Genomic DNA, 23,732 nt, shown 5'->3' with positions numbered 1-23,732 from the left:
GCGAACAGGCCGGCGCACTTTGGTGCGGATGTTCCGCATGAGGGAACGCGTGTGGCTTGCTCGGCCCCGCGCCGGCTGACAGAGAACACCGTCGGGCACATGCCCGGAAAGAGGTGAGACGGTGGCCGATCGCACCGGTTCCCGCACCCAACAGACGAGCCCTGGCCACCCGGCGGGGCTGGACGGTGAGCTGACGGAGGCGTTGGTGCGCTCTCGCCGGTACTTCACCCGGGCGGAGGTGTCCGGCGATCTGCGCACCCTGCGCAGAGCGGGCGGCCGTCAGGCGGACGACTTCTACCGGGACCGCTGGTCGCACGACAAGGTGGTGCGCTCCACCCACGGAGTGAACTGCACCGGATCCTGCTCGTGGAAGGTGTACGTCAAGGACGGCATCATCACCTGGGAGGCCCAGCAGACCGACTATCCCTCCGTCGGCCCGGACCGCCCCGAGTACGAGCCCCGCGGCTGCCCGCGCGGCGCGGCCTTCTCCTGGTACACCTACTCGCCGACCCGGGTGCGCTACCCGTATGTGCGCGGTGTGCTGCTCCAGATGTACCGCGAGGCGAAGGCCCGGCTCGGCGACCCGGTCGCGGCTTGGGCGGACATCGTCTCCGACCCCGAGCGCGCCCGGCGCTACAAGTCGGTGCGCGGCAAGGGCGGCCTGGTGCGGGCGAGCTGGGACGAGGCGCTGGAGATGATCGCCGCCGCCCATGTGCACACCATCAAGGAGTACGGTCCCGACCGGCTGGCCGGGTTCTCGCCGATCCCGGCGATGTCGATGGTCTCGCACGCCTCCGGCGCCCGCTTCTACTCGCTGCTCGGCGGGGTGATGCTGTCGTTCTACGACTGGTACGCCGATCTGCCGGTCGCCTCCCCGCAGGTCTTCGGCGACCAGACCGACGTACCGGAGTCGGGGGACTGGTGGGACGCCGGCTATCTGATCATGTGGGGCTCGAACCTGCCCGTGACCCGGACCCCGGACGCGCACTGGATGGCCGAGGCCCGCTATCGGGGCCAGAAGGTGGTCGCGGTCTCCCCGGACTACGCGGACAACGTGAAGTTCGCCGACGAGTGGCTGCCCGCCCACCCGGGCACCGACGGGGCGCTGGCCATGGCCATGGGGCACGTGGTCCTCAAGGAGTTCTTCGTCGACCGTCGGACCCCGTACTTCGAGGACTACGTCAAGCGGTACACCGATCTGCCGTTCCTGGTCGCGCTCGACGAGCGGGAGCCGGGCACCTATGCGCCGGGGAAGTTCCTGACCGCCGCGGACCTCGGCGATGAGCATGCCTCCTCCGAGAACGCCGAGTTCCGCACCGTCCTGCTGGACGCCGCCACCGGCCGTCCGACGGTGCCGAACGGGACGCTCGGCCACCGGTTCGGAGAGTCCGGCGCCGGAAAGTGGAATCTGGACCTCGGCGACGTCGATCCGCTGCTGTCGGCCGACCGCGGGGGCGAGGAACCGGTGGAGGTGGAACTGCCGTGCTTCGACGCCCCCGACGGCGGCGCACGGCGACTGCGGCGCGGAGTCCCGGTGCGGCGCGTGGCCGGGCGGCTGGTCACCACCGTGTACGACCTGCTGCTGGCCCAGTACGGGGTGGCTCGCGCCGGCCTGCCGGGCCGGTGGCCCTCCGGCTACGACGACACGACCGAGCCGTACACCCCCGCATGGCAGGCCGGGATCACCGGCGTGGATGCGGACCGGGCGGCCCGGATCGCGCGCGAGTTCGCCGCCAACGCCGAGGAGTCCCACGGCCGTTCGATGATCATCATGGGGGCGGGCACCAACCACTGGTTCCACTCCGACACCATCTACCGGGCGTTCCTCACCCTGACGACGCTGACGGGCTGCCAGGGAGTCAACGGCGGCGGCTGGGCGCACTACGTCGGACAGGAGAAGGTCCGCCCCATCACCGGCTATTCGGCGATCGCGACCGCGGCCGACTGGAACCGTCCGGCGCGACAGATGATCCAGACGGCGTACTGGTATCTGCACGCCGACCAGTTCCGCTACGACCCGTTCTCCGCCGACACCCTCGCCGCGGCCGGTTCCGGCGGCCCGTTCGCGGGCATGGCCACCGCCGATGTCATCGCCGCCTCGGCGCGCATGGGCTGGATGCCCTCCTATCCCACCTTCGACCGCAACCCGCTCGACCTGGCCGACGAGGCCGAGGCCGCCGGCCGGGGCGTCGGCGAGCACGTGGTGGAGGAACTGAAGGCCGGGCGGCTGCGGTTCGCGGGCGAGGACCCCGACGCACCGGAGAACTTCCCCCGCGTACTGACCATCTGGCGGGCCAACCTGCTCGGCTCCTCGGCCAAGGGCAACGAGTACTTCCTCAAGCACCTCCTCGGCGCCGACTCCTCGGTGAACGCGACGGAGGCACCGCCGCAGGACCGGCCCCGGGACGTGGTGTGGCGGGAGGAGGCACCGGTGGGCAAGCTCGACCTCCTGCTCACCCTGGACTTCCGGATGACCAGCACCACCGTGTTCTCCGACGTGGTGCTGCCGGCCGCCACCTGGTACGAGAAGCACGACCTGTCGAGCACCGACATGCACCCCTATGTGCACGCGTTCAACCCGGCGATCGCCCCACCGTGGCAGACCCGCACCGACTGGGACGCCTTCAACAGCATCGCCAAGGAGTTCAGCCGGCTCGCCGCGGACCACCTGGGCGTGCGCAAGGACGTGGTGGCCGCCCCCCTGCTGCACGACACACCGGACGAACTGGCCAACCCGCACGGCCGCGTGCGGGACTGGAAGGCCGGCGAGTGCGAGCCCGTGCCCGGCAGCACCATGCCCAAACTGCTCACCATCGAGCGCGACTACGGCGCCGTCGCCGAGAAGATGACCGCACTCGGCCCCCTGCTCGACACCCTCGGCGCCACCACCAAGGGCATCACCTTCAAGGTCGACCGGGAACTGGAGTACCTGCGGCGCAAGAACGGCACCGCGCGCGGGGGAGTGGCCGACGGCCGCCCGGTGATCGCCCGTGACGTGCACGCCTGTGAGGCGATCCTCGCCCTGTCCGGCACCACCAACGGACACCTCGCCACACAGGGCTTCCACACCCTCGAATCCCGCACGGGCACCCCGCTCGCGGACCTGGCCGCCGAGCACGAGGGCAAGCAGATCACCTTCGCCGACACCCAGGCGGCCCCGGTGCCGGTCATCACCAGCCCCGAGTGGTCCGGCTCGGAGACGGGCGGGCGCCGCTACTCGCCGTTCACCGTCAACGTCGAACGCAGCAAACCCTGGCACACCCTCACCGGCCGCCAGCACTTCTACCTCGACCACGACTGGATGACCGCCCTCGGCGAACAACTACCGGTCTACCGGCCCCCGTTGAACATGCACGCCCTGTTCGGCGAGCCACGGATCGGGGACACCGGCGAACTCGGCGTGACCGTGCGCTATCTGACCCCGCACAACAAGTGGTCCATCCACTCCGAGTACCAGGACAACCTGTTCATGCTGTCGCTGTCCCGGGGCGGCCCGACGATCTGGATGTCCACCGCCGACGCGGCGAAGATCGGCGTCCACGACAACGACTGGATCGAGGCGGTCAACCGCAACGGCGTCGTCGCCGCCCGCGCCATCGTCTCCCACCGCATGCCCGAGGGCACCGTCTACATGCACCACGCCCAGGACCGGCTCATCGACGTGCCCCGCACCGAGACCACCGGACGGCGCGGCGGCATCCACAACTCCCTCACCCGCCTGCTGATCAAACCGAGCCATCTGATCGGCGGCTACGCCCAGCTGTCCTACGCCTTCAACTACCTCGGCCCGACCGGCAACCAGCGCGACGAGGTCACGGTCATCCGCCGCCGCAGCGACCAGGAGGTGACGTACTGATGACCCGCGGCGACAGCGCCATCGGGCGCGTCATGGCCCAGATGGCGATGGTCATGAACCTCGACAAGTGCATCGGCTGCCACACGTGCTCGGTCACCTGCAAACAGGCCTGGACCAACCGCACCGGCGTCGAATACGTGTGGTTCAACAACGTCGAGACCCGCCCCGGCCAGGGCTACCCCCGGCGTTACGAGGACCAGGACACCTGGCAGGGCGGCTGGACCCTCAACAACCGCGGCCGCCTCACCCTCAAGGCCGGCGGGCGCTTCAAGAAGCTCGCCAGCATCTTCTCCAACCCCAAACTGCCCACGCTCGACGACTACTACGAGCCCTGGACCTACGACTACGCGACGCTGACCAACGCCCCGCTGCAGGAGCACACCCCCGTCGCCCGCCCCAAGTCGCTCATCACCGGCAAGGACATGAAGATCTCCTGGTCGGCCAACTGGGACGACAGCCTCGGCGGCTCGTCCGACCACGGCCGCAAGGACGTGCTGCTGAACGAGGTCGCGGAAAAGGTCAAGTTCGAGTTCGAGCAGACGTTCATGTTCTATCTGCCGCGCATCTGCGAGCACTGCCTCAACCCGTCGTGCGCGGCCTCCTGCCCCTCCGGTGCGATCTACAAGCGCACCGAGGACGGCATCGTCCTCGTCGACCAGGACCGCTGCCGGGGCTGGCGGATGTGCGTGACCGGATGCCCTTACAAGAAGGTCTACTTCAACCACCGCACCGGCAAGGCCGAGAAGTGCACCTTCTGCTTCCCGCGCGTCGAGGTCGGCCTGCCCACCGTCTGCTCCGAGACCTGCGTCGGCCGGCTGCGCTACATCGGACTCGTCCTCTACGACGTCGAACGCGTCCTGGACGCCGCCTGCACCCCCGACGACACCGACCTGTACGAGGCGCAGCGCGGCGTCTTCCTCGACCCTGACGACCCCGAGGTCATCGCCGCCGCCGAGCGCGACGGCATCCCCCGCGACTGGGTCGAGGCCGCCCAGCGGTCACCCATCCATGCGCTGATCAACACCTACAAGGTGGCGCTGCCGCTGCACCCGGAGTACCGCACCATGCCCATGGTCTGGTACATCCCGCCGCTCTCCCCGGTCGTCGACGCCGTCCGCGGGACCGGCCACGACGCCGAGAACCACCGCAACCTGTTCGCGGCCGTCGACGCCCTGCGCATCCCCGTCGACTACCTTGCCCAGCTTTTCACCGCGGGCGACCCCGCACCCGTCGACGCCGTGCTGAGACGCCTGGCCGCCATGCGCTCCTACATGCGCGACATCAACCTCGGCCGGGAGCCCGATGCCGCCATCCCCGAACAGGTCGGCATGAGCGAGCAGCAGATGTACGACATGTACCGGCTGCTGGCCCTGGCCAAGTACGACGAGCGGTACGTCATCCCGCCCGCCCACGCCGAACAGGCCCACGACTTGGAGGAACTCGCCACCGAGTGCAGCCTGGACTACGAGGGCGGGCCCGGCATGGGAGGCTCCGGCCCCTTCGGCGAGACCTCCGGCGGCGCCGCTCCGATCGCGGTGGAGACCTACCGGGCCCTGCGCGACCGTCAGTCCGCCGACACTCCCGCCACCCCCACCGACAAGGCCACCCGCGTCAACCTCCTCAACTGGGACGGCAAGGGCACCCCGCCGGGCCTGTTCCCACCCTCCGGCGGCGGGACCGCGTCCGGCGGCGAGGAGACCGATGCGGGCGGGGAGGTCGAACCGAAGCCGTGAGAAGGAAGACCAAAGCCACATCGCGCACCGAGCCCTGGCAGCCGCACGCCTGGCAGGCCCAGTCCCTGCTGCTCGCCTACCCTGACGACCAGTTCGCCGCCCGGCTCGAACTGGCCCGCCAGGTCGCCACCCACCTCCCGCGGCCCGTCGCCGAACCCCTCCTGGAGTTCGTGGCGCACGCCGACCGGACCGCCCCCGCCGACCTGGCCACCGCCTACGTCGCCACCTTCGACCACCGCAAACGCTGCTGCCCCTACCTCACCTACTACGCCCATGGCGACACCCGGAAACGCGGCCTCGCACTGCTCCGCCTGAAGCAGACGTACGCCGCCGCCGGCTGGCGCCTGGCCGACGACGAACTGCCGGACCACCTCGCCGTCGTCCTCGAGTTCGCCGCCACCGACCCCACCACCGGACTCGGCCTGCTCACCGACCACCGCGCGGGACTGGAACTGCTGCGCCTGGCCCTGCAGGACGAGGGCTCAGCCTGGGCCGGCGTCCTGCGGTCCGTCTCCGCCACCCTTCCCCAGCTCGCGGGCGACGACCGAGAGGCAGTCGCCCGCCTCGCCGCCGAAGGCCCACCCGAAGAACAGGTCGGCCTCGACCCGTACACACCCGCGCAGTACCTGCCCGACCCCGCGGGAGGCCCGCGATGACCGCACCCTCACACGGCCTGACCATGGCGGCCGAGACCAGTACCGGCGCGATCCTGCTGTGGGTCGTCCTGCCGTATCTGTCCCTCGCCGTCTTCGTCCTGGGCCATATCTGGCGCTACCGCTACGACAAGTTCGGCTGGACCACCCGCTCCTCCCAGCTGTACGAGAACCGGCTGCTGCGCATCGGCAGCCCGCTGTTCCACTTCGGCATCCTCCTGGTGCTCCTCGGCCACGTCGGCGGGCTGCTCATCCCCAAGAGCTGGACCGAGGCGGCCGGCATCAGCGAGCACACCTACCACGTCACGGCCGTCACGCTCGGTACCGTGGCGGGCGTGTGCACCCTGGGCGGAATCGCCATCCTCATCTACCGGCGCCGCACCGTCGGCCCGGTCTTCTCCGCCACCACCCGCAACGACAAGGCCATGTACGTCTCGCTCACCGCGACCATCGTGCTCGGCCTGGCGGCCACCGTCGCCGCCAACATCGTCGGCGGCGGCTACGACTACCGCGAGACCATCTCCCCCTGGTTCCGCTCCATCTTCTACGTTCAGCCCGACCCGGCCCTGATGGCCGGAGCGCCGATCCTCTTCCAGCTCCATGCGATCAGCGCCCTGCTGCTCTTCGCCGCCTGGCCCTTCACCCGCCTGGTCCATATGCTCACCGCGCCCTTGGGCTACCTCACCCGCCCCTACATCGTCTACCGCAGCCGCGACGTCGGCCTCGGCGCCAGGGCGCCGCGCCGTGGCTGGGAGCGCGTCGGATAGCCGGCCCTGCCGGACGGGTCCGACCGTCAGCCCTTGGGCCAGAGGACGAAGTCGGCGAACGCCCGGCGAGCGGGCTCGGGCCCGACCTCGTCCAGGGCCGCGCGTACGGCGTGGAGGTGGTCGGGGGTCATCTCCAGCGGGGGTTCGTCCGGCTGATGTGTGGTCCCGATCGGATAGTCGACGCCGGGCCGGCGCGTCATCTCGATGTGGCAGCCCAGCACATGCGTGACCGGACGGCGGCCGGCGAATGCGATCAGCCGGTCGATCGTCCGTGAGAACGCCGACCAGTCCTCGATGTACAACCGGCCCCGGTAGACGGTGTCTCCAGTCAGCAGGAACCCGGTCCACGGATCGTAGTAGGTGACCGCCGCGGCGTCATGGCCCGGTGTCGCGAGCGCCTCCAGGACCCGACCCCCGAGATCGAGCGGCCGTACCGCGTCCGGGTCGTCGGCGAAGCCGAGGAACGCCCACGCCGCATCCCGCTCGGCACCGACCATGATCGTGTCCGGGCGATCGAGGAACTGGCCGTCGCCCGCGATGTGATCGCCGTGCGAGTGCGTGTGGAGCACGAGCAGCCGATAGCCATCACGCGGATGACGAGCCAGCCACGCCTCGACAAGACCATCGACGGTCCGGCGCACCGGGAAGAACTCCGGCGAGGCCGTGGCACCGGTGTCGATCAGGACCGCCCGTCGCTCTCCGAACAGCAGATACAGAAACGGCGCCTCGTAGTCGATCGCCTTGTTCTGCCGCAGCACCACCGTGTGCTCGTCGTACCAGTGCACCTGAAGATCGGGATCGGTGTTGTGCTTGGCCGACGGCGACCCGTGAATCCAGGCCACACCCAGCGGCTCCGCGCTGAACTTCCGGCCACCCGGTTCGCCCGCACCGAACATGACGCCTCCCGAAGTGCGTCGTCTTGGCGGGCCGGGTACGGCGCACATCTCGTCCGGGGAGACACGCAGGTGCGCCTCCGGCCGGACGCTATCACCGCATACCCGCCTCCGGGCACGATGGTTGCCGACGGCCGTCAGGTCTGGCGTGGATTCGGCTTCAGCACGGCGAACACCGCCTGGGCCGGGTCCGCCAGCCAGGCGATGCGTCCGACGTCCGGCACGTCCGCGGCCGGCATGAGCACCGTCCCGCCGTTTGCCTGCACCGCGGTGACGACGGCATCCGCATCCGCAACGGCGAAGTACGGCACCCAGCGAGCCACCTCGTGCTCCCCCTGAAGCGGAGCCACACCGCCGAAGGACCCCTCCTCCTGGTCGCCGTCCCTGATGCTCAGGACCCGGTACGTCATGCCGGGCGCCTGCATCTCCTGAGAGCGCCAGCCGAACAGCCCGTGGTAGAAGCGGATGGCCGCTTCCGGGTCCGCGACCTGCAGCTCGACCCACACCAGCGTGTTGTCCTCGGACGTCTTCTCCAGGCCCGCCCCGGCTTCGAGCACGGCGAACTCCGCACCCTGGGGATCGGTGAACTGGGCCAGTTGCCCCTCGCCCACGCTCATCGGCTCGACGCGCACACGGCCCCCGCCGGTGACCACATCACGGGCGGCGGCCTGGATGTCGTCGCTGCGGAAGTACGTCGTCCAGGCCGACTGGGCACCCTCCTCGGTCAGCGGCCCGAGGGCGGCGACGGTCTTCCCGTCCTGCTGGAAGAGCCCGTACCCGCCCGCTTCGGGCCCGAGCGACATGAACCGCCAGCCGAAGACGGCGCTGTAGAAGCCGGCAGCCGCGTCCAGGTCCGGGCTGCCGAGGTCGATCCAGACGGGCGAACCGGCGCGGTAGTCGGTGCCGAGCATACGTTTCCTCCTGCGCGTCCGGTGCTGAGACCCCGTCACTATGCCGCCCTTCACGCGTGGTGCCCGGCGTAACGGCCCGAATGTCCCGACCCTTTCACCCGGGCTGGGGAACCTGATGAGCCGCACCACTCGCCACCCTGGATCGCTTCTTGGATGCGCTGGCCGCCTGGATCAACGACGCCCCCGGCTGGTACGGGAACTTCCACCATGAGATGCCCGAGCACGGCGACTGGACGTTCTTCGCCCGCGCGTTGAGCGCGGCCGTGGGGCTACAACTCCGGGTGACGGCGACGAGAATTCCCACCCGGATGAGGCACACCCCCCAGTTGAACACGTTCAAATCTGGCGGCTACGCTTGTGCCCACCGAAGTTGAGGGGGATCGATGAAGGTAGTGCTACCCGGGGGAACCGGGCAGGTGGGCACGATCCTGGACCGTGCGCTGACGGCCGCCGGGCATGAGGTCGCGGTGTTGACCCGGCGTCCGGAGCGGGAGCGCGAAATCGGCTGGGACGGGCGCGCGCTGGGCCCCTGGGCCGACGCGATCGACGGCACCGACGTCGTGATCAACCTGGCCGGACGCAGCGTCTCCTGCCGCTACACCGCCGAGAACCTGCAAGCCATGATGGATTCGCGGGTGGAATCGGCGCGGGTGGTGGGCGAGGCGATCGCCGTCGCCGCGCGGCCACCGCGAGTGTGGCTGCAGATGAGTACCGCCACGATCTACGTCCATCGCTTCGACGCGGCGCACGACGAGGCGACGGGAGTGATCGGCGGCTCGGAGGCCGGGGTGCCGGACTACTGGTCGTACAGCGTCGAGATCGCGAAGAACTGGGAGCAGGCGCAGGCCCAGGCGCGGACACCGGCGACGCGGAAGGTGGCGCTGCGCTCGGCCATGGTCATGAGCCCGGATCGGGGCGGGGTCTTCGACGTACTGCTGTGGCTGGCCCGGCTGGGGCTGGGCGGGCCGGTCGCCGGCGGTGCGCAGTATGTCTCCTGGATCCATGACGAGGACTTCGTCCGCGCGGTGGAGTTCTTGATCGCCCAGGACGACATCGAGGGGCCCGTGAACATCTCCTCACCCGGCCCCCTTCCGCACCGTGAGTTCATGCGGGTGCTGCGCGCGGCCCGGGGCGTGCCGGTAGGCCTGCCGGCGACGCGATGGATGGCGGAGCTGGGGGCGCTCGCGTTGCGTACCGACACGGAACTGTTGCTCAAGAGCCGTCGGGTGGTACCGGGTCGGCTGAGCGCGGCCGGGTTCGGCTTTGCGTATCCCGAGTGGGAGGGAGCTGCCACGGACCTGGTTCGACGGACTCGCCGCGACCGTCAGCGGCGCACCGCTCGCGCATGAAAAAATGGGCAGCATGGGCGGACAGTCCGAGCACCCGGAACTCTGGGCGTTCCTGGATTCACTGCACCGCGGCGAACTCCTTTCCGGCACCGTCGCGGCGATCGAACGGTTCGGCGTCTTCGTGTCGCTGGACGACGGCCCCGACCACCCGGTCTTCCCCGGCGTCGGGTTCATCACGGTCCCCGAACTGTCCTGGACGCGTCTCGAAGCGGCTTCGGACGTCGTGCAGGTCGGCCGGCGCGTTTCCTGTGAGTTCCTCCAGTTCGACACATGGAATCTGGAGGCCAGACTGTCCTTGCGGGCGACGCGGCCGGACCCCTTCCAGACGTTCGCCGACCGCACCGCCGTAGGACAGGAACTACATGGACGTATAACCAAGTTGGTCCCGTTCGGTGTCTTCGTTCAGGTCGCCGATGGAATCGAGGGACTGGTCCACCTACGAGAACTCACCCCGGAGCCAGTCGAATCCCCGTCGGATGTCGTCCAGGCCGGCGACGAGGTCACGGTCGTCGTCGCGGCAATCGACCGGGAGCAACGCAGACTGACCCTCTCTCGGCGACAGGACCCACCCGGACACCAGTGACTCTTCCTTCTCATCAGGCAGGCTCGACGCGCAGGGCCGCTAGCTCTGGCAGCCGGGAACCGATGAGCACTACCGGCAGTCCCAGCCGCAGTTGTGGCTGAAGCCGACCGAGCATCCGCAAGGGGTCTGGGCGACACTCGCGACCAGTTGACGGGCCGCCGGCGGGGGTCCGGCCGCTCGGTGCGGCCGCGGAATCTCGTGCTCGTTCAAGGTGCCTCCCCCGCAAGCCCCCGCCACCTCCGCCACCTCGCTGCGGTCAGTCGGCCGTCCTCACGGGTGCGCTGCTGTGGCCGTGCCCGCGACCGCTGAGCTCGGCGTCGAGTGTTTCCTGAGCCACGCGCATGGTCTTGGCGTATACGGGGTCCTGGAGCCGCTTCCACATTTCGTCCTCGGAGACCTCTTCGACGCAGCTGACCACCCACCAGATGTTGCCGAAGGGGTCCTTGATACGCCCTCCGCGCTGGCCGAAGGCGCTGTCCGTCACGGCAGTGACGACCCGGCCGCCGGCTGCCACGGCTCGCGAGAACGCCGCGTCCGCGTCGGCGACGAACACGCGCAGCAGGCTCGGCATGGCGGGCCAGTCCGCGTGTCGGTCGAAGGCGAGCACGATGGTGTCGCCGACTCGGATCTCCGCGTGCCCGATCAACCCGTCCTCGGTCGGCACTCGCGCCAGTTCCTCACCGCCGAACGCCTCGGCGACGAAGTCGAGGAAGGCCCCCGTGTCGTCCGTGACGACCCAGGGCGCAACGGTGGTGTAGCCCTCAGGTGCGGCGGTGTTGGTCTGGTCGGGCATGGCGGTCCTTTCGCCGATGTTGTTCGTCAACGCCGACGATAGATATGAAGTAGGCCTGGTTCTGTCCTGGATCCGCGTCCTAGGCGGCAGTCCCGGACGGCAGTCCTGGATGGCGGTGCTACTTGATGTGCTGCGCGGGCCGGGTGGCGACGTGGAGCAGGTGCTCGAAGGGGCCCCGACGGAACAGGCGGGTCCATACGGTCGCGAGGAGTGCGGCGGCCACCATGAAGGCGAGGAGAGCGGGAAGCGCGGCCATCGTGTCGTCGTGGACCGCGGCCACGTACCAGACGTCGGTGAAGAACCAGAGGGCGACGATGTGCAGGACGTAGGCCGTCAGCGCCATCATGCCGACCGCCGAGACGGGTGTGGCCAGCCGCGTGAGCCGTGGCATCCGGTCCGCGACGGTCAGGCATGCGACCACGACCAGCAGGGCGACACCGGTGTTGCCGAGTATGGAGAAGGTCGTCTGGCTGTGCGGTGCGGCCACCAGCAACCAGGAGAGCGGGGCGTGACCGTCGGGTTCGCCCACGGTGTCGGACCACCATGCCGACGCCGCCGAACCGCCCGTGGCATCCGCGACGGCTGTCAGGGCGTGCGGGACCAGACGCAGGGCCAGCCAGGAGCCGCCGTAGCCGAGCAGGCCGAGCACCGCACCGGTGAGCGCCAGTCGGGCCCGGACGCCGGGCCGGGTGAGATCGAGTTTGGCCACTGCCATGCCCGCGAGCAGGAACGGTACCCAGGTGAGGACCGGATACGCCCCGGTGAACATCAGTTCGGTGATGCCGTCGGTGCCGGTCATCCGGGCCAACGGGTCCCAGGCGGCGACGGTGTCCGCCCAGTTCCCCTCCTCGATCGAATTCCGGATCACATGCAGCGCCTGGGGCAGGATCATCGCCCCCGCGGCGGCGATGAGCGCCAGCGTCCCGGCCCGCAACCGGTACAGCGGCAGGACGGTCACAAAGAGCAGCCCGTAGAAGCTGAGGATCACGTCGACGTCGGTGCCCAGGGCGGTCAGGGCGTATCCGAGCATCAACAGGACGACAGCACGGATCACGACTCGGCCCACCGCCTGTCGGCCGGGGCGTCCGGTCCGGGGGCGGGGCCGTCCGGTGATGATGACCAGCGAGAACCCGGCGAGCAGGGCGAAGAGCGCGGACGAGCGGCCCCGCGCCGTCTCCAGCAGGAACCCCAGAGGTCCGCCGATCGACACGTCCGGGCCGACATGAGCGGAGTACATGCCGAAGACCGCGATGCCGCGGGCCAGGTCTATGCCGATCAGCCGTCCGGGCGACAGTCGCCCGCGCGACGGCGCATCGGCCGGTGCGGAGGGACACTGCGTCTTCAGCGGACGTGACACCGCCGCCGGTACGTCCGGCGATGCGTTCTGGGTCATGTCTTCAGAGTGTGCCGAATCCCGGACCCCGCTCACAGGGCACATATCCGAAGATCCCCTCCCGACCGGCCCGAACCACCCCGCCGACCGGCCGAAGACACCCAGGTCGACCGGCCGGAGCGGCGCCGCCAATCGGCGGGAATCGCCTTCGGCCCGCCGAGAAACGGCCCCCGCCGTGGTACGGATCGAACGGGAGTATGCGACGAGCGGAGCGCACGTGATCCGGGTCCTGGTGGTCGACGACGAAGCCCTGGTCCGCGGCGGCTTCACCCACATCCTCAACGCGGCGGACGACATCGAGGTCGTGGCAGCCGTCCCCGGCGGCGAGGCCGTCCGAACGGTGCGCGAGTCACACCCCGACGTCGTTCTGCTGGACATCCGCATGCCGGACGTCGACGGGCTCACCGTCCTGGCCGACCTGCGCCGTATGCCGGACCCCCCGGTGGTGGCCATGCTCACCACGTTCGACGCCGACGAATACGTGGCGACCGCCCTGCGCTCGGGCGCGGCCGGCTTTCTGCTCAAGGACACCGACCCGGAGCAGCTGCCCCACCTCGTGCGAGCCCTGGCCGAAGGCGGCACCGTGCTGTCGTCCAAGGTCACACGCGCGGTGGTGGACGCCTACCTCGACAAGGACGTGCGCGAGCCCGCCGTCCACCTCACGGCCCGGCTGACCGAGCGCGAGCGCGCCGTCCTCGTTCTGATGGCCCAGGGCCTGGCCAACACCGACATCGGCGAACGGCTGCATCTGAGTACCGGCACGGTCAAGGGCCATGTCAGCGCCGTGCTCAGCAAACTGCGCGTCGGAAGCCGCGTCCAGGCGGTGCTGGTCGCCGAGCGAGCGGGCCTGCTGGCACCACCGCAGGACGAGGACGCCGGGTGAGCCGCCGAGGGGTGTCGGCTCCGCTGGTGGACGGCGTCCTCGTACTGGTCGCGCTGGTGGACGCCTGGGTCCGGGTCGGCGTCCAGGCGCCGTTGGCCATGGCCTGCGCGTTGCTCGCCGCCGGCGCCCTGTCCCTGCGGCGCCGCGCACCACTGGCAACCTTCATCCTCACCCTGCCCACGGCCATGCTCTCCGACGCGGTGTTCGCCACGATCGCCGCGCTGTACACGCTCTCCTCGCTCAGCCGCCACCGTGTCCTGCTGGTCGGCTGCTCCCTGACCTACGCGGTCATCGACTTCCTGCCCTGGCCCTGGTCGTCCCTGGAGGCCGCCGAACTCGACCAGATCGACACCCTCCTGCACCTCAGTTACACACTGGCCACCGCGGTGGCGCCCGTCTTCCTGGGCCAGCTCGTGCAGGCCCGACGCGACCTGTCGCTGCGGCTCGCAGAAATCACCGAGGCACGCGAGCAGGAACGGCAGCTGGCCGCCCAGAGCATCCTGGCCCAGGAACGCGCCCAACTGGCCCGCGAGATGCACGACGTGGTCTCCCACCAGGTCAGCCTGATCGCCGTACAGGCCGGAGCGCTCCAGGTGGGCAGCCAGGACGCGGAGACCAAGAAGGCCGCGGCCACGATCCGGCAGCTCAGTGTGCAGACCCTCGACGAACTGCGGCACATGGTCAGCGTGCTGCGCGCCTCCGGCAGCCGCCCCACGGAACTCACCCCCCAGCCGTCCCTGGCCGACCTGCAGAGCCTCGTCGACAGCAGCGGTATCGAAACAGAGCTGAAGACCGACCTGCCGACCTCCCTTCCGCCCACCGTCCAGCGCGCCGTCTACCGCACCGTGCAGGAAGCCCTCACCAACGTCCGCAAGCACGCGCCCGGCGCCTCGGCAACCGTCCAGATCCGCCAAGAGGGCGGCACCATCCACACCCTCATCACCAACGATGCCCCTACCCGCCCCGTACTCGCCCTGCCCAGCGCCCACCACGGCCTCGCCGGGCTGCGCCAACGCGCCGAACTCCTCGGCGGCTCCGTCACCTCCGGTCCCACGGCCGACGGCGGCTACGAACTCCACCTGGAACTACCCGTCGAACAGAACCGATGACCGAGGCAACCCGCGCCCTCAGCGGTAGCAGGTGGTCACGCCCGGCCGCCAGGGGCAGGCGATCCCGGCGAAGCCGCCGTTGGCGACGACATCGACGCTGAAGGTGTCGCCGCCGCGCAGCACCTGCCGTTCCTGGACGAGCCCGTCGGCGCCGTCCCGGACCGTCTCGACCAGCCACCGTCCCCGGCCGATGGACAGCGGTACGTCAGCTGTGTGGGCGACACCGGCGTACACCCCGCCCAGGAACCAGCGGTCGCCGCTGCGACGGGCGAGCACGGCGTCCTGACCGGGGTGGCCCGCGAGCAGCCGGGTGTCGTCCCAGGCGGCGGGAACCTGGTCGAGGAAGTCCCGGGCGAGTGGCCGGGTGTCGTACGACTCCGGGGTGCCGGCGAACATCTGGAGGCCCGACTCGTAGGCGACGGTGAGCCCGACCTCGGCCGCGTCGGAGTTGGGGCGCAGGCCGACACGCTGGAAACCGCCGGGGGTGAAGTCCATGGAGCCGATGACGTTGCGGGTGAAGGGCAGGGTGGTGAGGTGGCCGGCGCTGTTGGTCCGCTTCTCCTCTCCGCCGACGCCCTCCATGGTCATGACCTGCGGCCAGGTGCGCTGGATGCCCTTGGGGACGGTGGAGCCGTGGAAGTCGACCATGAGGTGGTGGGCGGCGGTATCCGCGAGGACGGCGTCGTACCACTGGAGCATGGACTGCGCCTCGGAGTTCATGAAGTCGACCTTGACGCCCTTGACGCCCCATCGCTCCAGGGTGGGCAGCCACTGAGACCGTTCCTCGGGCGTGTCGAGGTCGCGCTGATGGATCCAGACGATGATCCCGACGCCCTTGGCGCGTGCGTAGTCGACGAGTTGGGGCATCCAGCTGTTCTTCTGCCAGTCGGGGTCGGTGGTGTCCCATGCGTCGGTCTTGAAGTACCAGCCCGCGTCGACGGCCTCGTAGGGCCAGTGCCGCGCGGCGGCGTAGTCGACGTAGGCCTTCTGCGCGCCGAGGCTCTGGCCCGCCGCACGACCGCCGGCGAGCCAGGTCCACAGCACGGTGCCCGGCCGGATCCAGGAGGCGTCGGCGACCCTGGAGGCGGGGGCGAGGTCGTCGGTGAAGGTGGACCGGGTGACGGTGGCGAGGTCGCCGGTGACCATGGCCCGCCAAGGCGTGGCGAGCGGGCCGTCGGCGTGGATCCGGTCGTCGGCGAGCTTGATCCGATAGGTGCCCGTGCCCTGGTCGTGGGCGAGCCGGGCGCCGGAGTACGTGCCGGTGAGATCGGACTCGGCGAGCAGGGTGTAGCCGCCGTCGGTCGCGAACAGTGCCTGGTCCGAGTATTCGCGGGTGGGCGCGGTCGCGGCGGTGTATTGCGCGAACTGGCCCTCGTTGTCGACCCGGTACGCACCGAGCCAGGCGCTCGCGTCCGGCGGCAGGTTGAACGCCGAGGTCTCGCCGAGCACGTCGCCGTACCCGGCGGGCAGGACGTAGCGGTAGGCGACGCCGTCGGCGGCGGCACGGACGACGAGGTCGAGCCGGGCTCCGGCCGCGGTGGCGAAGGACAGCCGCGTCTCGTTCATCAGGACCCGGCGCTCCAGCCGTTTGCCGGACTTCGTCCGGTACCGCTCGCTGACCAGCCGGTCCTTGAGGTGCAGGAAGCGCAGGCCCTGGGAGAAGTCGGACCGTTCGGTGACGATGCCGACGGGCGACGGCTCGATGACCGTACGGCCGCCACGGGACACCGAGAGACTCAGCGCGCCGGTGGTGTCGTCCAGGGACACCCGCGCCCGCGGAGCGTGTGCTGCCGCGGACACGGCCCAGACGTGCTCGCGCTGCCCGATGTCATGTTCGGCCCGCGCGGGCACGGCGGTCAAGAGTGCGGCCACCAGCGCGGCGCAGAGCGCGGCGGCTGTGCGGGACACCGGCGAGCGCTTCCCCGGCTGCGAGGGCATCATCGTCCTCCCTATCTGACGGATCCTCAATACATCGGGTGTATTGGCGAACCTAGGCGCGCTTCGTGTACCTGTCAACGGATGTTGAGCGGCTGAATCGAGCGATGAGCCCTAACTCATCCGATGTATTGCGGACAGACGGAGCAGGTCGACCGCTTCGTTCGGGCGGCCTTGTTCGATGAGCAGGTGGGCCAGTTCGCGGCGGTCGGAGTCTTCCGTGGTCCCCTGGAGGGCGGCGATCGCCTCCTCCCTCCGGCCCCTGTCCGCCAACAGGCGTGCCACCGAAACGGCCCGAGACGGATACGCGTCCTGTCCGAGCCCTTGGGCTTCGGCCAACGCCTCCTCTGTTCTGCCCGCTTCGCCAAGGAGCCAGATGCGGTAGTGGGCCAGGGAATCCCGCTCTTCGGCGCGAGTGTGCTCCACGACCTCGGCCAGGAGACCGAGCGCCTCTGCGGCCCGGCCGTGATCGGTCATCAGCTCCAGGACCACGGCCAGCATGCAGGTGCAGTCCGACTCGGCGAGGTGGGGCCGTGCCACCTCGATCGCCTCGTCCACCCGCCCGTGCCGGCCGAGAAGGTCCACCAGGGAACTCGCGGCGTTTGCCGAGGCGTCGGCGAAGGGCCGCAACGCCTCGACGGCCTCGTCGAGCCGTCCCAGCTCGGCGAGCCGCTCGGCCAGCGGGGACACGCCGTACAGGCCGTGCGGGCCTGCGACAAAGGCCCGTAGTAGTCCCAGCCGGTCCTGACGGGCGAGCAGTCCGGCGAACTCCTCAAGCGTGTTGACGTTTCTGTGGTGGCCGGAGTCGATATGGGCGCTCAGCACCTCGACGGCCTCGTCCGCGCGGCCCTGTCGTTCCAGCGTCCGACTCAGCACGATCACGGCGTTCCCCGGTTTCCCGGTGCCTGTCTCGCTCTCGACCAGGGTTCTGACCAGGTCGGCGACCTCCGCATCACGCCCGTGTCCCTCGGTCGCCTCGGCCAGTGCCTCCAGGAGGAACCAGTCCGCCAAGTGGGGGCGGAGCACATCGATCGCCTCGCCGACCCGCCCGTGCCGCGCCAGCAGCCCCGCCAACTCGGCGAGCGCCAGACGCTCCCCGGCCTCGGCCTGTGCCCGCACCAGCTCGACTGCCTCCTCCACACGTCCCCGGTCCTCAAGGACGCGGGCGGCCACAGAGATGGCGCCCCACCAACCGTCGGGCGCCAGTAGGCCAGCCCCGGCACCCGTAGGCCGACGACCTTGCCCGCGTCATCGGCGCGTCGTAGTGCCACCGCCGCCTCGAAGTGGGGGTCCTGCTCGAAGGCGGCGGTCTCCTCCGCCGTCATTGCCCCGCCGCTGGGCAGCGCGGATCGAGACGGATGCGCCCGCACGACAGGGGCCTATCCCTATCTCGTCGAGCGCGAGCTCGCCGCCGACCCGCCCGCGGGCCGAGCAGTGAGACTGGCCGACGTCAGTTGCGGACACCTACGTCGACACCGCCACCTCCAGCGTCGGCCACGACGCGCCGTCGGCCACGCCAACATGGCGACCCAGGTCGAGGCCGCCATCCGCGCAGCACTGTGTCGATGCACGTCGTGCCGGTAGCCCGTGCGTGACCTGAGTACGTGGCATGAGTAGTTGTGCTCATGCCGCACGGTCAGCGGCTGGACAAGGATGAAGCCAACGCCGCGAACGCGGTGGACACACAAGGCGGTTGACCTGTCTACGGGGGTTGGTTTCATGTCCAGGCGCATCATCGTTTCCGGGCTCGCCGCTGTTGCCGTGCTGGGAGCGGCCGGTGCCTACGCCTTCGTGGCGCAGGCCTCCGAGGACGGACCGGCGGTGAAGGACAGCTCCGCCGACTACATCGCGCCGGCCACCGGCCACGACGGCTCGATCTCCTTCACGACCCGTGTGACGGACGACTCGGGAGTGCGGAGCGTGAAGGTTCTGGCCTGGCCGGGAAGCATGAAGCCGACCCCGACGGCCAAGGAGATGTCCGCCGTCGAGTCCGCCACGTGCACGGCGGCCGGGGACGCAGCCGCTACGTGCCGGTACACCGCGAAGGTCTCCGGCACGGACGCCGCCACGGCACCGCGCGGGACGTGGCACGTCGCGGTCCTTGTCACCGCGAAGGACGGCGACACGGTGTTCGTGCCCAAGGCAGCGGACTTCACCGTGACTCGCTGAGCGGCATGGAGGCGCTCACCGGAGGAAGACGACCGAGCGCAGCTTCAAGCGGTCGGTGGCCGGCGCACCGTGTGGGCGCAGGATCCAGAAGGCGCCGGTGCAGTCGGGCTCGGTGAAGACCACCGCGATCTCGTCCGTGTCGTTGTGCGGGGCGAAGGCGGGTTCGGAGGCGCCCGGGTCCGCGGCCTCCGGGATGACGAGGCATGCGCCGCTCGACGGGTTGTGGAGAGTGGCCGGGTACGGCTTCCCGTTGAGGCCGATGAACTTGTAGCTGAAGTCGCCGGTCGCGGCATGCGCGGGTGTGGACAGAACGGCGGTGAGGGCAAGGGCACCGACTGCTGCGGAGATGGAGTGCCGGATACGCACGGAGTTCTCGTTTCCTGAAAGACGCCAAGACCACCGCACCTTTACCTCTCACCCGGCCTCGTACGTGGAGACTTTGAAAGGGAAGGTTTCTCCCTCATCCGTTCGGCGGAGTCCCGTGTGGGGCGGATTCGCGAACGATCCGGGCCGTCCCGCCCGAACGCCCGGGGCAGGCAGGCGACGGGGGGAGGAGTACGCCTGCCTGCCGCGGTGGGTGATACCCCTCCGGGAAGTCAGGATCGAAAGGGGTACCGCGTGCCCCGTGGCGGGGTCATCCCGTACAGCGCAGCACCCGCCGACAGTGTCACTGTGGCGGTCGTCCAACGTCGCAAGGGGCGCCGGCGAGGGTGTCGCGTGCCCTCGCCGACGCCGGGGTTGATGGCCGGGGCGGCCGGTTACGGCGTCACCACCTTGCCGCCGAAGGTGACGACGAGACTGCCGTTCGCGGCGAAGGACCAGCCCAGGGCGCCGGAGTACGAGGAGCACCGGGACCCGTTCGAGCCGGTCCAGAACTGGTTGGAGCTGTCGGCGTCACCGATGGTCTTGTCGTTCGACCCGCTGCCGGCGAACCGGCACGAGGTGTTGTTCCGGAACACCGAAGTCCCGGCGTCGAAGGAGAAGTTGCGCTCGGCATTGTCGACACTGGCGTTGTTCGAAATGGCCATCCTGCCGGGGTTGCTGTTGTACGTGAATCCGTGATGGCCGTTGTGGTAGGCGACGCTGTGCTGGACGACATGGTTGACCGCGATGTCGTCGCCGCCGAGCTTGTAGCCGTTGCGGTCGCCGTTGGAGTTGACGGTGCCGTCGCTGAGCGTGCCGTTGTTGTAGGAGAGGGAGTACTCGATGGTCACCGGGCCGATGGCGCCGGTGTCGGTCTTGGTGTAGAGGTCCCAGCCGTCGTCGATGTTGTTGTGGGAGACGTCGTAGCGGAAGACGTTCCCGGTGCCGGTGGTGAGCTTCGCGGCGAAGCCGTCCGCGTCCTCGCCGTCGGAGTCGGCGTTGTCGTGCGACTCGGAGCTCAGGACCAGGTTGTTGGACGGCCACTGGCTGCTCGGGGTGCTGGAGGAGATCCGTCCGAGCTGCAGTCCCGTGTCGCGGTTGTAGCGCGTCACCGCGCGCTCGATGACGTTGTTGCTGCCGCCGACGTAGATTCCGTTGTCACCGGCGTGCTCGACGGTGATGCCGTAGACGCGCCAGTACGAGGCATTCAGCTGGAGTCCGCGGTTCGACGAACTCTCGCTCTGGGCGGAGAAGTTCAGCACGGGGGTCTCGCCCGGGTAGGCGGACAGGGTTGTGCGGGCGCCGGAGGTGCCGTCGTTGCCCTGCGGGACGGTGACCGTCGAGGAGTAGTTGTACGTCCCGCCGCGCAGGTAGATGGTGCCGCCGGGCGTGATGCGGCTGATCGCCGAGGTGAGCGTCGTCGGGGCCGACTGTGTTCCGGCCGCGCTGTCGCTGCCGTTCGGCGACACGTACAGCACGGTGCCCGTCGTCGCGGTGGAGACCTCGGCGTCCACGTAGTCGATGTTGGGCAGGCCGGTGGAGGCGGTCGGGTTGAGGCGGATGGTGTTGCTTCCCGCGCCGACCGGCACGGTGAGCGTCTTGGTCGCCCATGTCCCCCATGCGCCCGTGCTCTCGAAGGACGCCGACGTGGTGGTCGAGCCGTTCACCGTCACGTCGGCGGGTCGTGCGGCGGTGGTTCCGTTGGCGAAGCGGATCTGCAGCGTTGCCGTGCCGGCGGTGGAGGCGTTCACGGTGAACTGGGCGTAGGCGCCGACCGCGTTGGTGCCGTTGCAGAATCCGCTGCCCCAGTAGCCGGTCCAGTCGGAGTCGATGGTGCCGGTGCAGACCGCTGGGGAGTTCTCTGCCTCGTAACGGGTGGTCGCGGCCTGCGCTGTGGTGCCGGAGAGCGCGACGAGCGTGCCGGCCAGCAGGCCGACGGATGCGATGACTGGTCTCAGGTGCATCGTTCGCCTCGGATTCTGTTCGGTTGTGTGAACAGTGCTCACGGTTGTGTGCGACGCACAGGTACGGAAAGCGCTTTCTCGTGAAGTTAGAGAGCTGTCATAGGCGCGTCAAGACTTGGTTCCGTGTTCATTGTTCACGACCATGAATCCGCGGCGGGAGTGTTCCCTCCCTCTGGGCCGAGCCATCGGTCGAGCGGCAGCGCTGGGCGCGGGGTAGAAGTACCCCGCGCCCAGCCAGGCCTGCCGTGTGCGCTCTCAGATGCCGGCGGTGACCTTGCCGGAACCGGGACCGGGCACGTTGCGGAAGCGGAACGGCTCCGGTTCGCGGCCGGCCTGGATGAACCAGCACTCCCCGGTGCCGTCACCGGTGACGATCCGCAGCACCGTGTCCGCCACAACCTGAGCCGGGATGACCGGCAGTCCCTGCTCGGAGAGCATGTCGCGCAGCGGGTCGATGATCCGCGACTCGGCGAACCCCGGGCAGACCGCGTTGAAGCGCACGCTGTCCGGCGCAAGAGCCGGTCCCAGGGAGCGGGCGAGTCCGACGACCGCGTGCTTGTTGGCCGCATACAGGGGATCGAGCGGCACTGCCGCCAGGCCCGCCAGGGACGCGGTCGCCACGATCGAGCCGCCACCGCGCGCCCGCAGCGCCGGCAGCACCGCGTGGGTGCCGAAGACGACGCCGTCGAGGTTGGCGCCCATCGCGCGGCGGTAGCGCGCCGGGTCGAAGTCCTCGCCGACCCCGCATCCGGTCGCCACCCCCGCGTTGAGCAACGCGATGTCGACACCGCCGTACTGCTCCTGGGCGAAGTCGACCAGGGCGCGGTTGGCGTCGAGGTCGGAGACGTCACAGGCGCGGAACTGGCCGCCGACCAGCTCGGCCACCTCCCGGCCGCCCCGTGCGTCGAGGTCGGCGACGACCACCTTGGCCCCGGCCTCGGCCAGCGTCAGTGCCGAGGCCCGGCCCAGTCCGCTGGCACCGCCGGTCACGATGGCCACCTTGCCCTGGAGCGGGCCGCCGCCCGCCTGTTCGCTCCGTGCGGCGGCGGTCGCCCTCTGGCCGGCGGTCACGACAGCTCCAGCACGAGCTTGCCGACGTTCTCGCCGCGGAAGAGCATCTGCAGGGTCTCGGGGAAGTCGTCCAGCGTGCCCCTGACCACGTGTTCCTTGACCTTGATGCGGCCGGCGCCGATCAGGGCGGAGATCTCCTGTGCGGCCTCCGCGTAGCGCTTGGCGTAGTCGAAGACGACGAAGCCCTCCATGCGGGCGCGACGCACCAGCAGCGAGAGGTAGTTGGACGGGCCGTGGACCGGCGTGGCGTTGTTGTACTGGCTGATCGCGCCGCAGACCACGACGCGCGCGTGCATCGCCAGCCGGGTCAGGGCCGCGTCGAGGATCTCCCCTCCGACGTTGTCGAAGTAGACGTCGATGCCGTCAGGGGTGTGCCGGCGCAGCGCCTTCCTGACGTCCTCGGCGCGGTAGTCGATCGCCGCGTCGAATCCCAGCTCGTCGGTGAGCAGCGCGCACTTCTCCGGCCCTCCGGCGATGCCCACGACCCGGCAGCCCTTGGCCTTCGCGATCTGACCCGCGATGGTCCCGACCGCGCCGGCCGCCCCGGACACCACCACGGTCTCGCCGTCCTTCAGCGCCCCGACGTCCAACAGGCCGAAATAGGCGGTCATGCCGGGCATGCCCAGTGCCCCCAGATAGGTGGAGGGCGGGGCGAGGGAGGTGTCGACCTTCATGGCGCCCCGGCCGTCGGAGACCACGTACTCCTGGACGCCGAACGTGCCGACCACGTGGTCGCCGGGCTGGTAGTCGGGGTGGTTGGACGCGGTGACCTCGATGACCGATCCGGCGCGCATCACCTCACCGATGCCCACGGGCGGCAGATAGGAAGGGCGGTCGTCCAGCCACCCCCGCATGGCCGGGTCCAGGGAGATGACGCGCGTCCGGCCCGCGAACCGTCCCGGGCCCGGTTCCTCGACGAGCCCGGAACAGTGCTCCCAGTCCTCGGGTTTCACGTCACCCACGGGGCGCGCTGCCAGACGGATCTGACGGTTGGTCGCAGACATCATGCCTCCTGTCGCTCACGGCTCCTGGTGACCATACCGACCAGTAGGTACGCGGCGATGCGTGATCTTCGCCACAGCGTCTAGGTGATCTTGTCCTCAGGGACCTCACCCGGATGCCGGATCGAGCCGAAAACGTAACGCCCAACAGGGTTATCAGGCATTCCGACTGGTCGGTAACGTGCGCCCCCACGCCCGCTCTCCTGCCCGCCCCCACGGATCAGAGCCGCACCGGAAGGCCATGCGATGACATACGCCGACGACCACCGGCATCCGCCACCAGCACCCACGGGATGGTCACGGCCG

The 23,732-nt window shown here is 69.8% G+C and carries 19 protein-coding genes and 1 riboswitch; of the genes, 9 read left to right on the top strand and 10 right to left on the bottom strand.

From position 1 onward, the window contains the following. The first annotated feature begins 121 nt into the window (after positions 1–121). From ACFY1J_RS26255 to narI, 4 genes are read left to right on the top strand one after another with little or no spacing between them, the layout of a single operon-like run. Positions 122–3,856 (top strand): nitrate reductase subunit alpha, encoded by a 3,735-nt coding sequence (locus tag ACFY1J_RS26255; protein ID WP_390732064.1) that lies wholly within the window; start codon positions 122–124, stop codon positions 3,854–3,856. Then, positions 3,856–5,589, top strand: coding sequence for a nitrate reductase subunit beta (gene narH / locus ACFY1J_RS26250; RefSeq protein WP_390709404.1), 1,734 nt, complete (start codon positions 3,856–3,858; stop codon positions 5,587–5,589). Before ACFY1J_RS26255 ends, narH begins: the two co-directional genes overlap by 1 nt. Further along, positions 5,586–6,245: a nitrate reductase molybdenum cofactor assembly chaperone gene (gene narJ / locus ACFY1J_RS26245; RefSeq protein WP_390709403.1), complete on the top strand. Its 660-nt coding sequence runs from the start codon at positions 5,586–5,588 to the stop codon at positions 6,243–6,245. Before narH ends, narJ begins: the two co-directional genes overlap by 4 nt. Continuing rightward, a complete protein-coding gene (gene narI / locus ACFY1J_RS26240) occupies positions 6,242–7,009 on the top strand; it encodes a respiratory nitrate reductase subunit gamma (RefSeq protein ID WP_390709402.1) in 768 nt (255 codons plus the stop codon). The genes narJ and narI overlap by 4 nt, the downstream gene beginning before the upstream one ends. A gap of 26 nt (positions 7,010–7,035) precedes the next feature. Here the strand turns inward: narI and ACFY1J_RS26235 are convergent, their stop codons facing one another. Together ACFY1J_RS26235 and ACFY1J_RS26230 are read right to left on the bottom strand one after the other, a co-directional pair. Continuing rightward, positions 7,036–7,905 carry an MBL fold metallo-hydrolase gene (locus ACFY1J_RS26235; protein ID WP_390709401.1) on the bottom strand — a complete coding sequence of 290 codons (870 nt, stop codon included), beginning with the start codon at positions 7,903–7,905 and terminating at the stop codon, positions 7,036–7,038. 12 nt (positions 7,906–7,917) lie between these two features. Then, positions 7,918–7,986: riboswitch (guanidine-III (ykkC-III) riboswitch) on the bottom strand. Between the two features lie 53 nt (positions 7,987–8,039). After that, positions 8,040–8,813, bottom strand: a complete 774-nt coding sequence (locus tag ACFY1J_RS26230; protein WP_390709400.1) for a VOC family protein — start codon at positions 8,811–8,813, stop codon at positions 8,040–8,042. Positions 8,814–9,196: 383 nt separating this feature from the next. Here ACFY1J_RS26230 and ACFY1J_RS26225 point away from each other — a divergent pair, with 383 nt between their 5' ends. Together ACFY1J_RS26225 and ACFY1J_RS26220 are read left to right on the top strand one after the other, a co-directional pair. Beyond that, positions 9,197–10,162 carry a TIGR01777 family oxidoreductase gene (locus ACFY1J_RS26225; protein ID WP_390709399.1) on the top strand — a complete coding sequence of 322 codons (966 nt, stop codon included), beginning with the start codon at positions 9,197–9,199 and terminating at the stop codon, positions 10,160–10,162. A 13-nt stretch (positions 10,163–10,175) separates the two neighbouring features. After that, complete coding sequence (locus ACFY1J_RS26220) at positions 10,176–10,745, top strand: S1 RNA-binding domain-containing protein (RefSeq protein ID WP_390709398.1); 570 nt, start codon at positions 10,176–10,178, stop codon at positions 10,743–10,745. A 256-nt stretch (positions 10,746–11,001) separates the two neighbouring features. On the opposite strand, the gene ACFY1J_RS26215 is transcribed toward ACFY1J_RS26220, so the two are convergent. Together ACFY1J_RS26215 and ACFY1J_RS26210 are read right to left on the bottom strand one after the other, a co-directional pair. After that, entirely contained in the window at positions 11,002–11,538 is a 537-nt protein-coding gene (locus ACFY1J_RS26215) for a VOC family protein (protein ID WP_390732063.1), read from the bottom strand. Positions 11,539–11,656: 118 nt separating this feature from the next. Further along, entirely contained in the window at positions 11,657–12,931 is a 1,275-nt protein-coding gene (locus tag ACFY1J_RS26210) for a DUF418 domain-containing protein (protein ID WP_390732062.1), read from the bottom strand. A gap of 217 nt (positions 12,932–13,148) precedes the next feature. Between ACFY1J_RS26210 and ACFY1J_RS26205 the strand changes: the two genes are divergently transcribed. Beyond that, entirely contained in the window at positions 13,149–13,814 is a 666-nt protein-coding gene (locus ACFY1J_RS26205; protein ID WP_390732061.1) for a response regulator, read from the top strand. Then, positions 13,811–14,923, top strand: a complete 1,113-nt coding sequence (locus ACFY1J_RS26200) for a sensor histidine kinase (RefSeq protein WP_390732060.1) — start codon at positions 13,811–13,813, stop codon at positions 14,921–14,923. Before ACFY1J_RS26205 ends, ACFY1J_RS26200 begins: the two co-directional genes overlap by 4 nt. An 18-nt stretch (positions 14,924–14,941) precedes the next feature. On the opposite strand, the gene ACFY1J_RS26195 is transcribed toward ACFY1J_RS26200, so the two are convergent. Together ACFY1J_RS26195 and ACFY1J_RS26190 are read right to left on the bottom strand one after the other, a co-directional pair. Then, a complete protein-coding gene (locus tag ACFY1J_RS26195; protein WP_390732059.1) occupies positions 14,942–16,861 on the bottom strand; it encodes a glycoside hydrolase family 97 catalytic domain-containing protein in 1,920 nt (639 codons plus the stop codon). A gap of 111 nt (positions 16,862–16,972) precedes the next feature. Beyond that, the gene (locus ACFY1J_RS26190; RefSeq protein ID WP_390732058.1) at positions 16,973–17,998 is read right to left on the bottom strand and encodes a hypothetical protein; all 1,026 of its coding nucleotides are present in this window, start codon (positions 17,996–17,998) and stop codon (positions 16,973–16,975) included. A gap of 579 nt (positions 17,999–18,577) precedes the next feature. Here ACFY1J_RS26190 and ACFY1J_RS26185 point away from each other — a divergent pair. Continuing rightward, complete coding sequence (locus tag ACFY1J_RS26185) at positions 18,578–19,027, top strand: DUF5707 domain-containing protein (RefSeq protein ID WP_390732057.1); 450 nt, start codon at positions 18,578–18,580, stop codon at positions 19,025–19,027. 15 nt (positions 19,028–19,042) lie between these two features. Here the strand turns inward: ACFY1J_RS26185 and ACFY1J_RS26180 are convergent, their stop codons facing one another. From ACFY1J_RS26180 to ACFY1J_RS26165, 4 genes are all read right to left on the bottom strand, one after another. Beyond that, entirely contained in the window at positions 19,043–19,393 is a 351-nt protein-coding gene (locus ACFY1J_RS26180; RefSeq protein ID WP_390732056.1) for a hypothetical protein, read from the bottom strand. Positions 19,394–19,785: 392 nt separating this feature from the next. Then, positions 19,786–21,354, bottom strand: coding sequence for a carbohydrate-binding protein (locus tag ACFY1J_RS26175; protein WP_390732055.1), 1,569 nt, complete (start codon positions 21,352–21,354; stop codon positions 19,786–19,788). Between the two features lie 255 nt (positions 21,355–21,609). Then, complete coding sequence (locus tag ACFY1J_RS26170; protein ID WP_390732054.1) at positions 21,610–22,425, bottom strand: SDR family NAD(P)-dependent oxidoreductase; 816 nt, start codon at positions 22,423–22,425, stop codon at positions 21,610–21,612. Then, the gene (locus ACFY1J_RS26165) at positions 22,422–23,429 is read right to left on the bottom strand and encodes an NADP-dependent oxidoreductase (protein WP_390709387.1); all 1,008 of its coding nucleotides are present in this window, start codon (positions 23,427–23,429) and stop codon (positions 22,422–22,424) included. The genes ACFY1J_RS26170 and ACFY1J_RS26165 overlap by 4 nt, the downstream gene beginning before the upstream one ends. Between the last annotated feature and the right edge of the window lie 303 nt (positions 23,430–23,732).

The sequence above is a fragment of the Streptomyces sp. NPDC001406 genome, from assembly GCF_042895285.1.
Classification (GTDB): domain Bacteria; phylum Actinomycetota; class Actinomycetes; order Streptomycetales; family Streptomycetaceae; genus Streptomyces.
This window is presented reverse-complemented; position numbering and strand designations above follow the sequence as displayed.

What these genes read in the sequence shown, in the direction of transcription:
- narH (WP_390709404.1), top strand. Translation starts at nt 3,856, where the DNA reads ATGACCCGCGGCGACAGCGCCATCGGGCGCGTCATGGCCCAGATGGCG.
- narI (WP_390709402.1), top strand. Translation starts at nt 6,242, where the DNA reads ATGACCGCACCCTCACACGGCCTGACCATGGCGGCCGAGACCAGTACC.
- ACFY1J_RS26235 (WP_390709401.1), bottom strand. Translation starts at nt 7,905, where the DNA reads ATGTTCGGTGCGGGCGAACCGGGTGGCCGGAAGTTCAGCGCGGAGCCG.
- ACFY1J_RS26230 (WP_390709400.1), bottom strand. Translation starts at nt 8,813, where the DNA reads ATGCTCGGCACCGACTACCGCGCCGGTTCGCCCGTCTGGATCGACCTC.
- ACFY1J_RS26225 (WP_390709399.1), top strand. Translation starts at nt 9,197, where the DNA reads ATGAAGGTAGTGCTACCCGGGGGAACCGGGCAGGTGGGCACGATCCTG.
- ACFY1J_RS26220 (WP_390709398.1), top strand. Translation starts at nt 10,176, where the DNA reads ATGGGCGGACAGTCCGAGCACCCGGAACTCTGGGCGTTCCTGGATTCA.
- ACFY1J_RS26215 (WP_390732063.1), bottom strand. Translation starts at nt 11,538, where the DNA reads ATGCCCGACCAGACCAACACCGCCGCACCTGAGGGCTACACCACCGTT.
- ACFY1J_RS26210 (WP_390732062.1), bottom strand. Translation starts at nt 12,931, where the DNA reads ATGACCCAGAACGCATCGCCGGACGTACCGGCGGCGGTGTCACGTCCG.
- ACFY1J_RS26195 (WP_390732059.1), bottom strand. Translation starts at nt 16,861, where the DNA reads ATGCCCTCGCAGCCGGGGAAGCGCTCGCCGGTGTCCCGCACAGCCGCC.
- ACFY1J_RS26185 (WP_390732057.1), top strand. Translation starts at nt 18,578, where the DNA reads ATGTCCAGGCGCATCATCGTTTCCGGGCTCGCCGCTGTTGCCGTGCTG.
- ACFY1J_RS26175 (WP_390732055.1), bottom strand. Translation starts at nt 21,354, where the DNA reads ATGCACCTGAGACCAGTCATCGCATCCGTCGGCCTGCTGGCCGGCACG.
- ACFY1J_RS26165 (WP_390709387.1), bottom strand. Translation starts at nt 23,429, where the DNA reads ATGTCTGCGACCAACCGTCAGATCCGTCTGGCAGCGCGCCCCGTGGGT.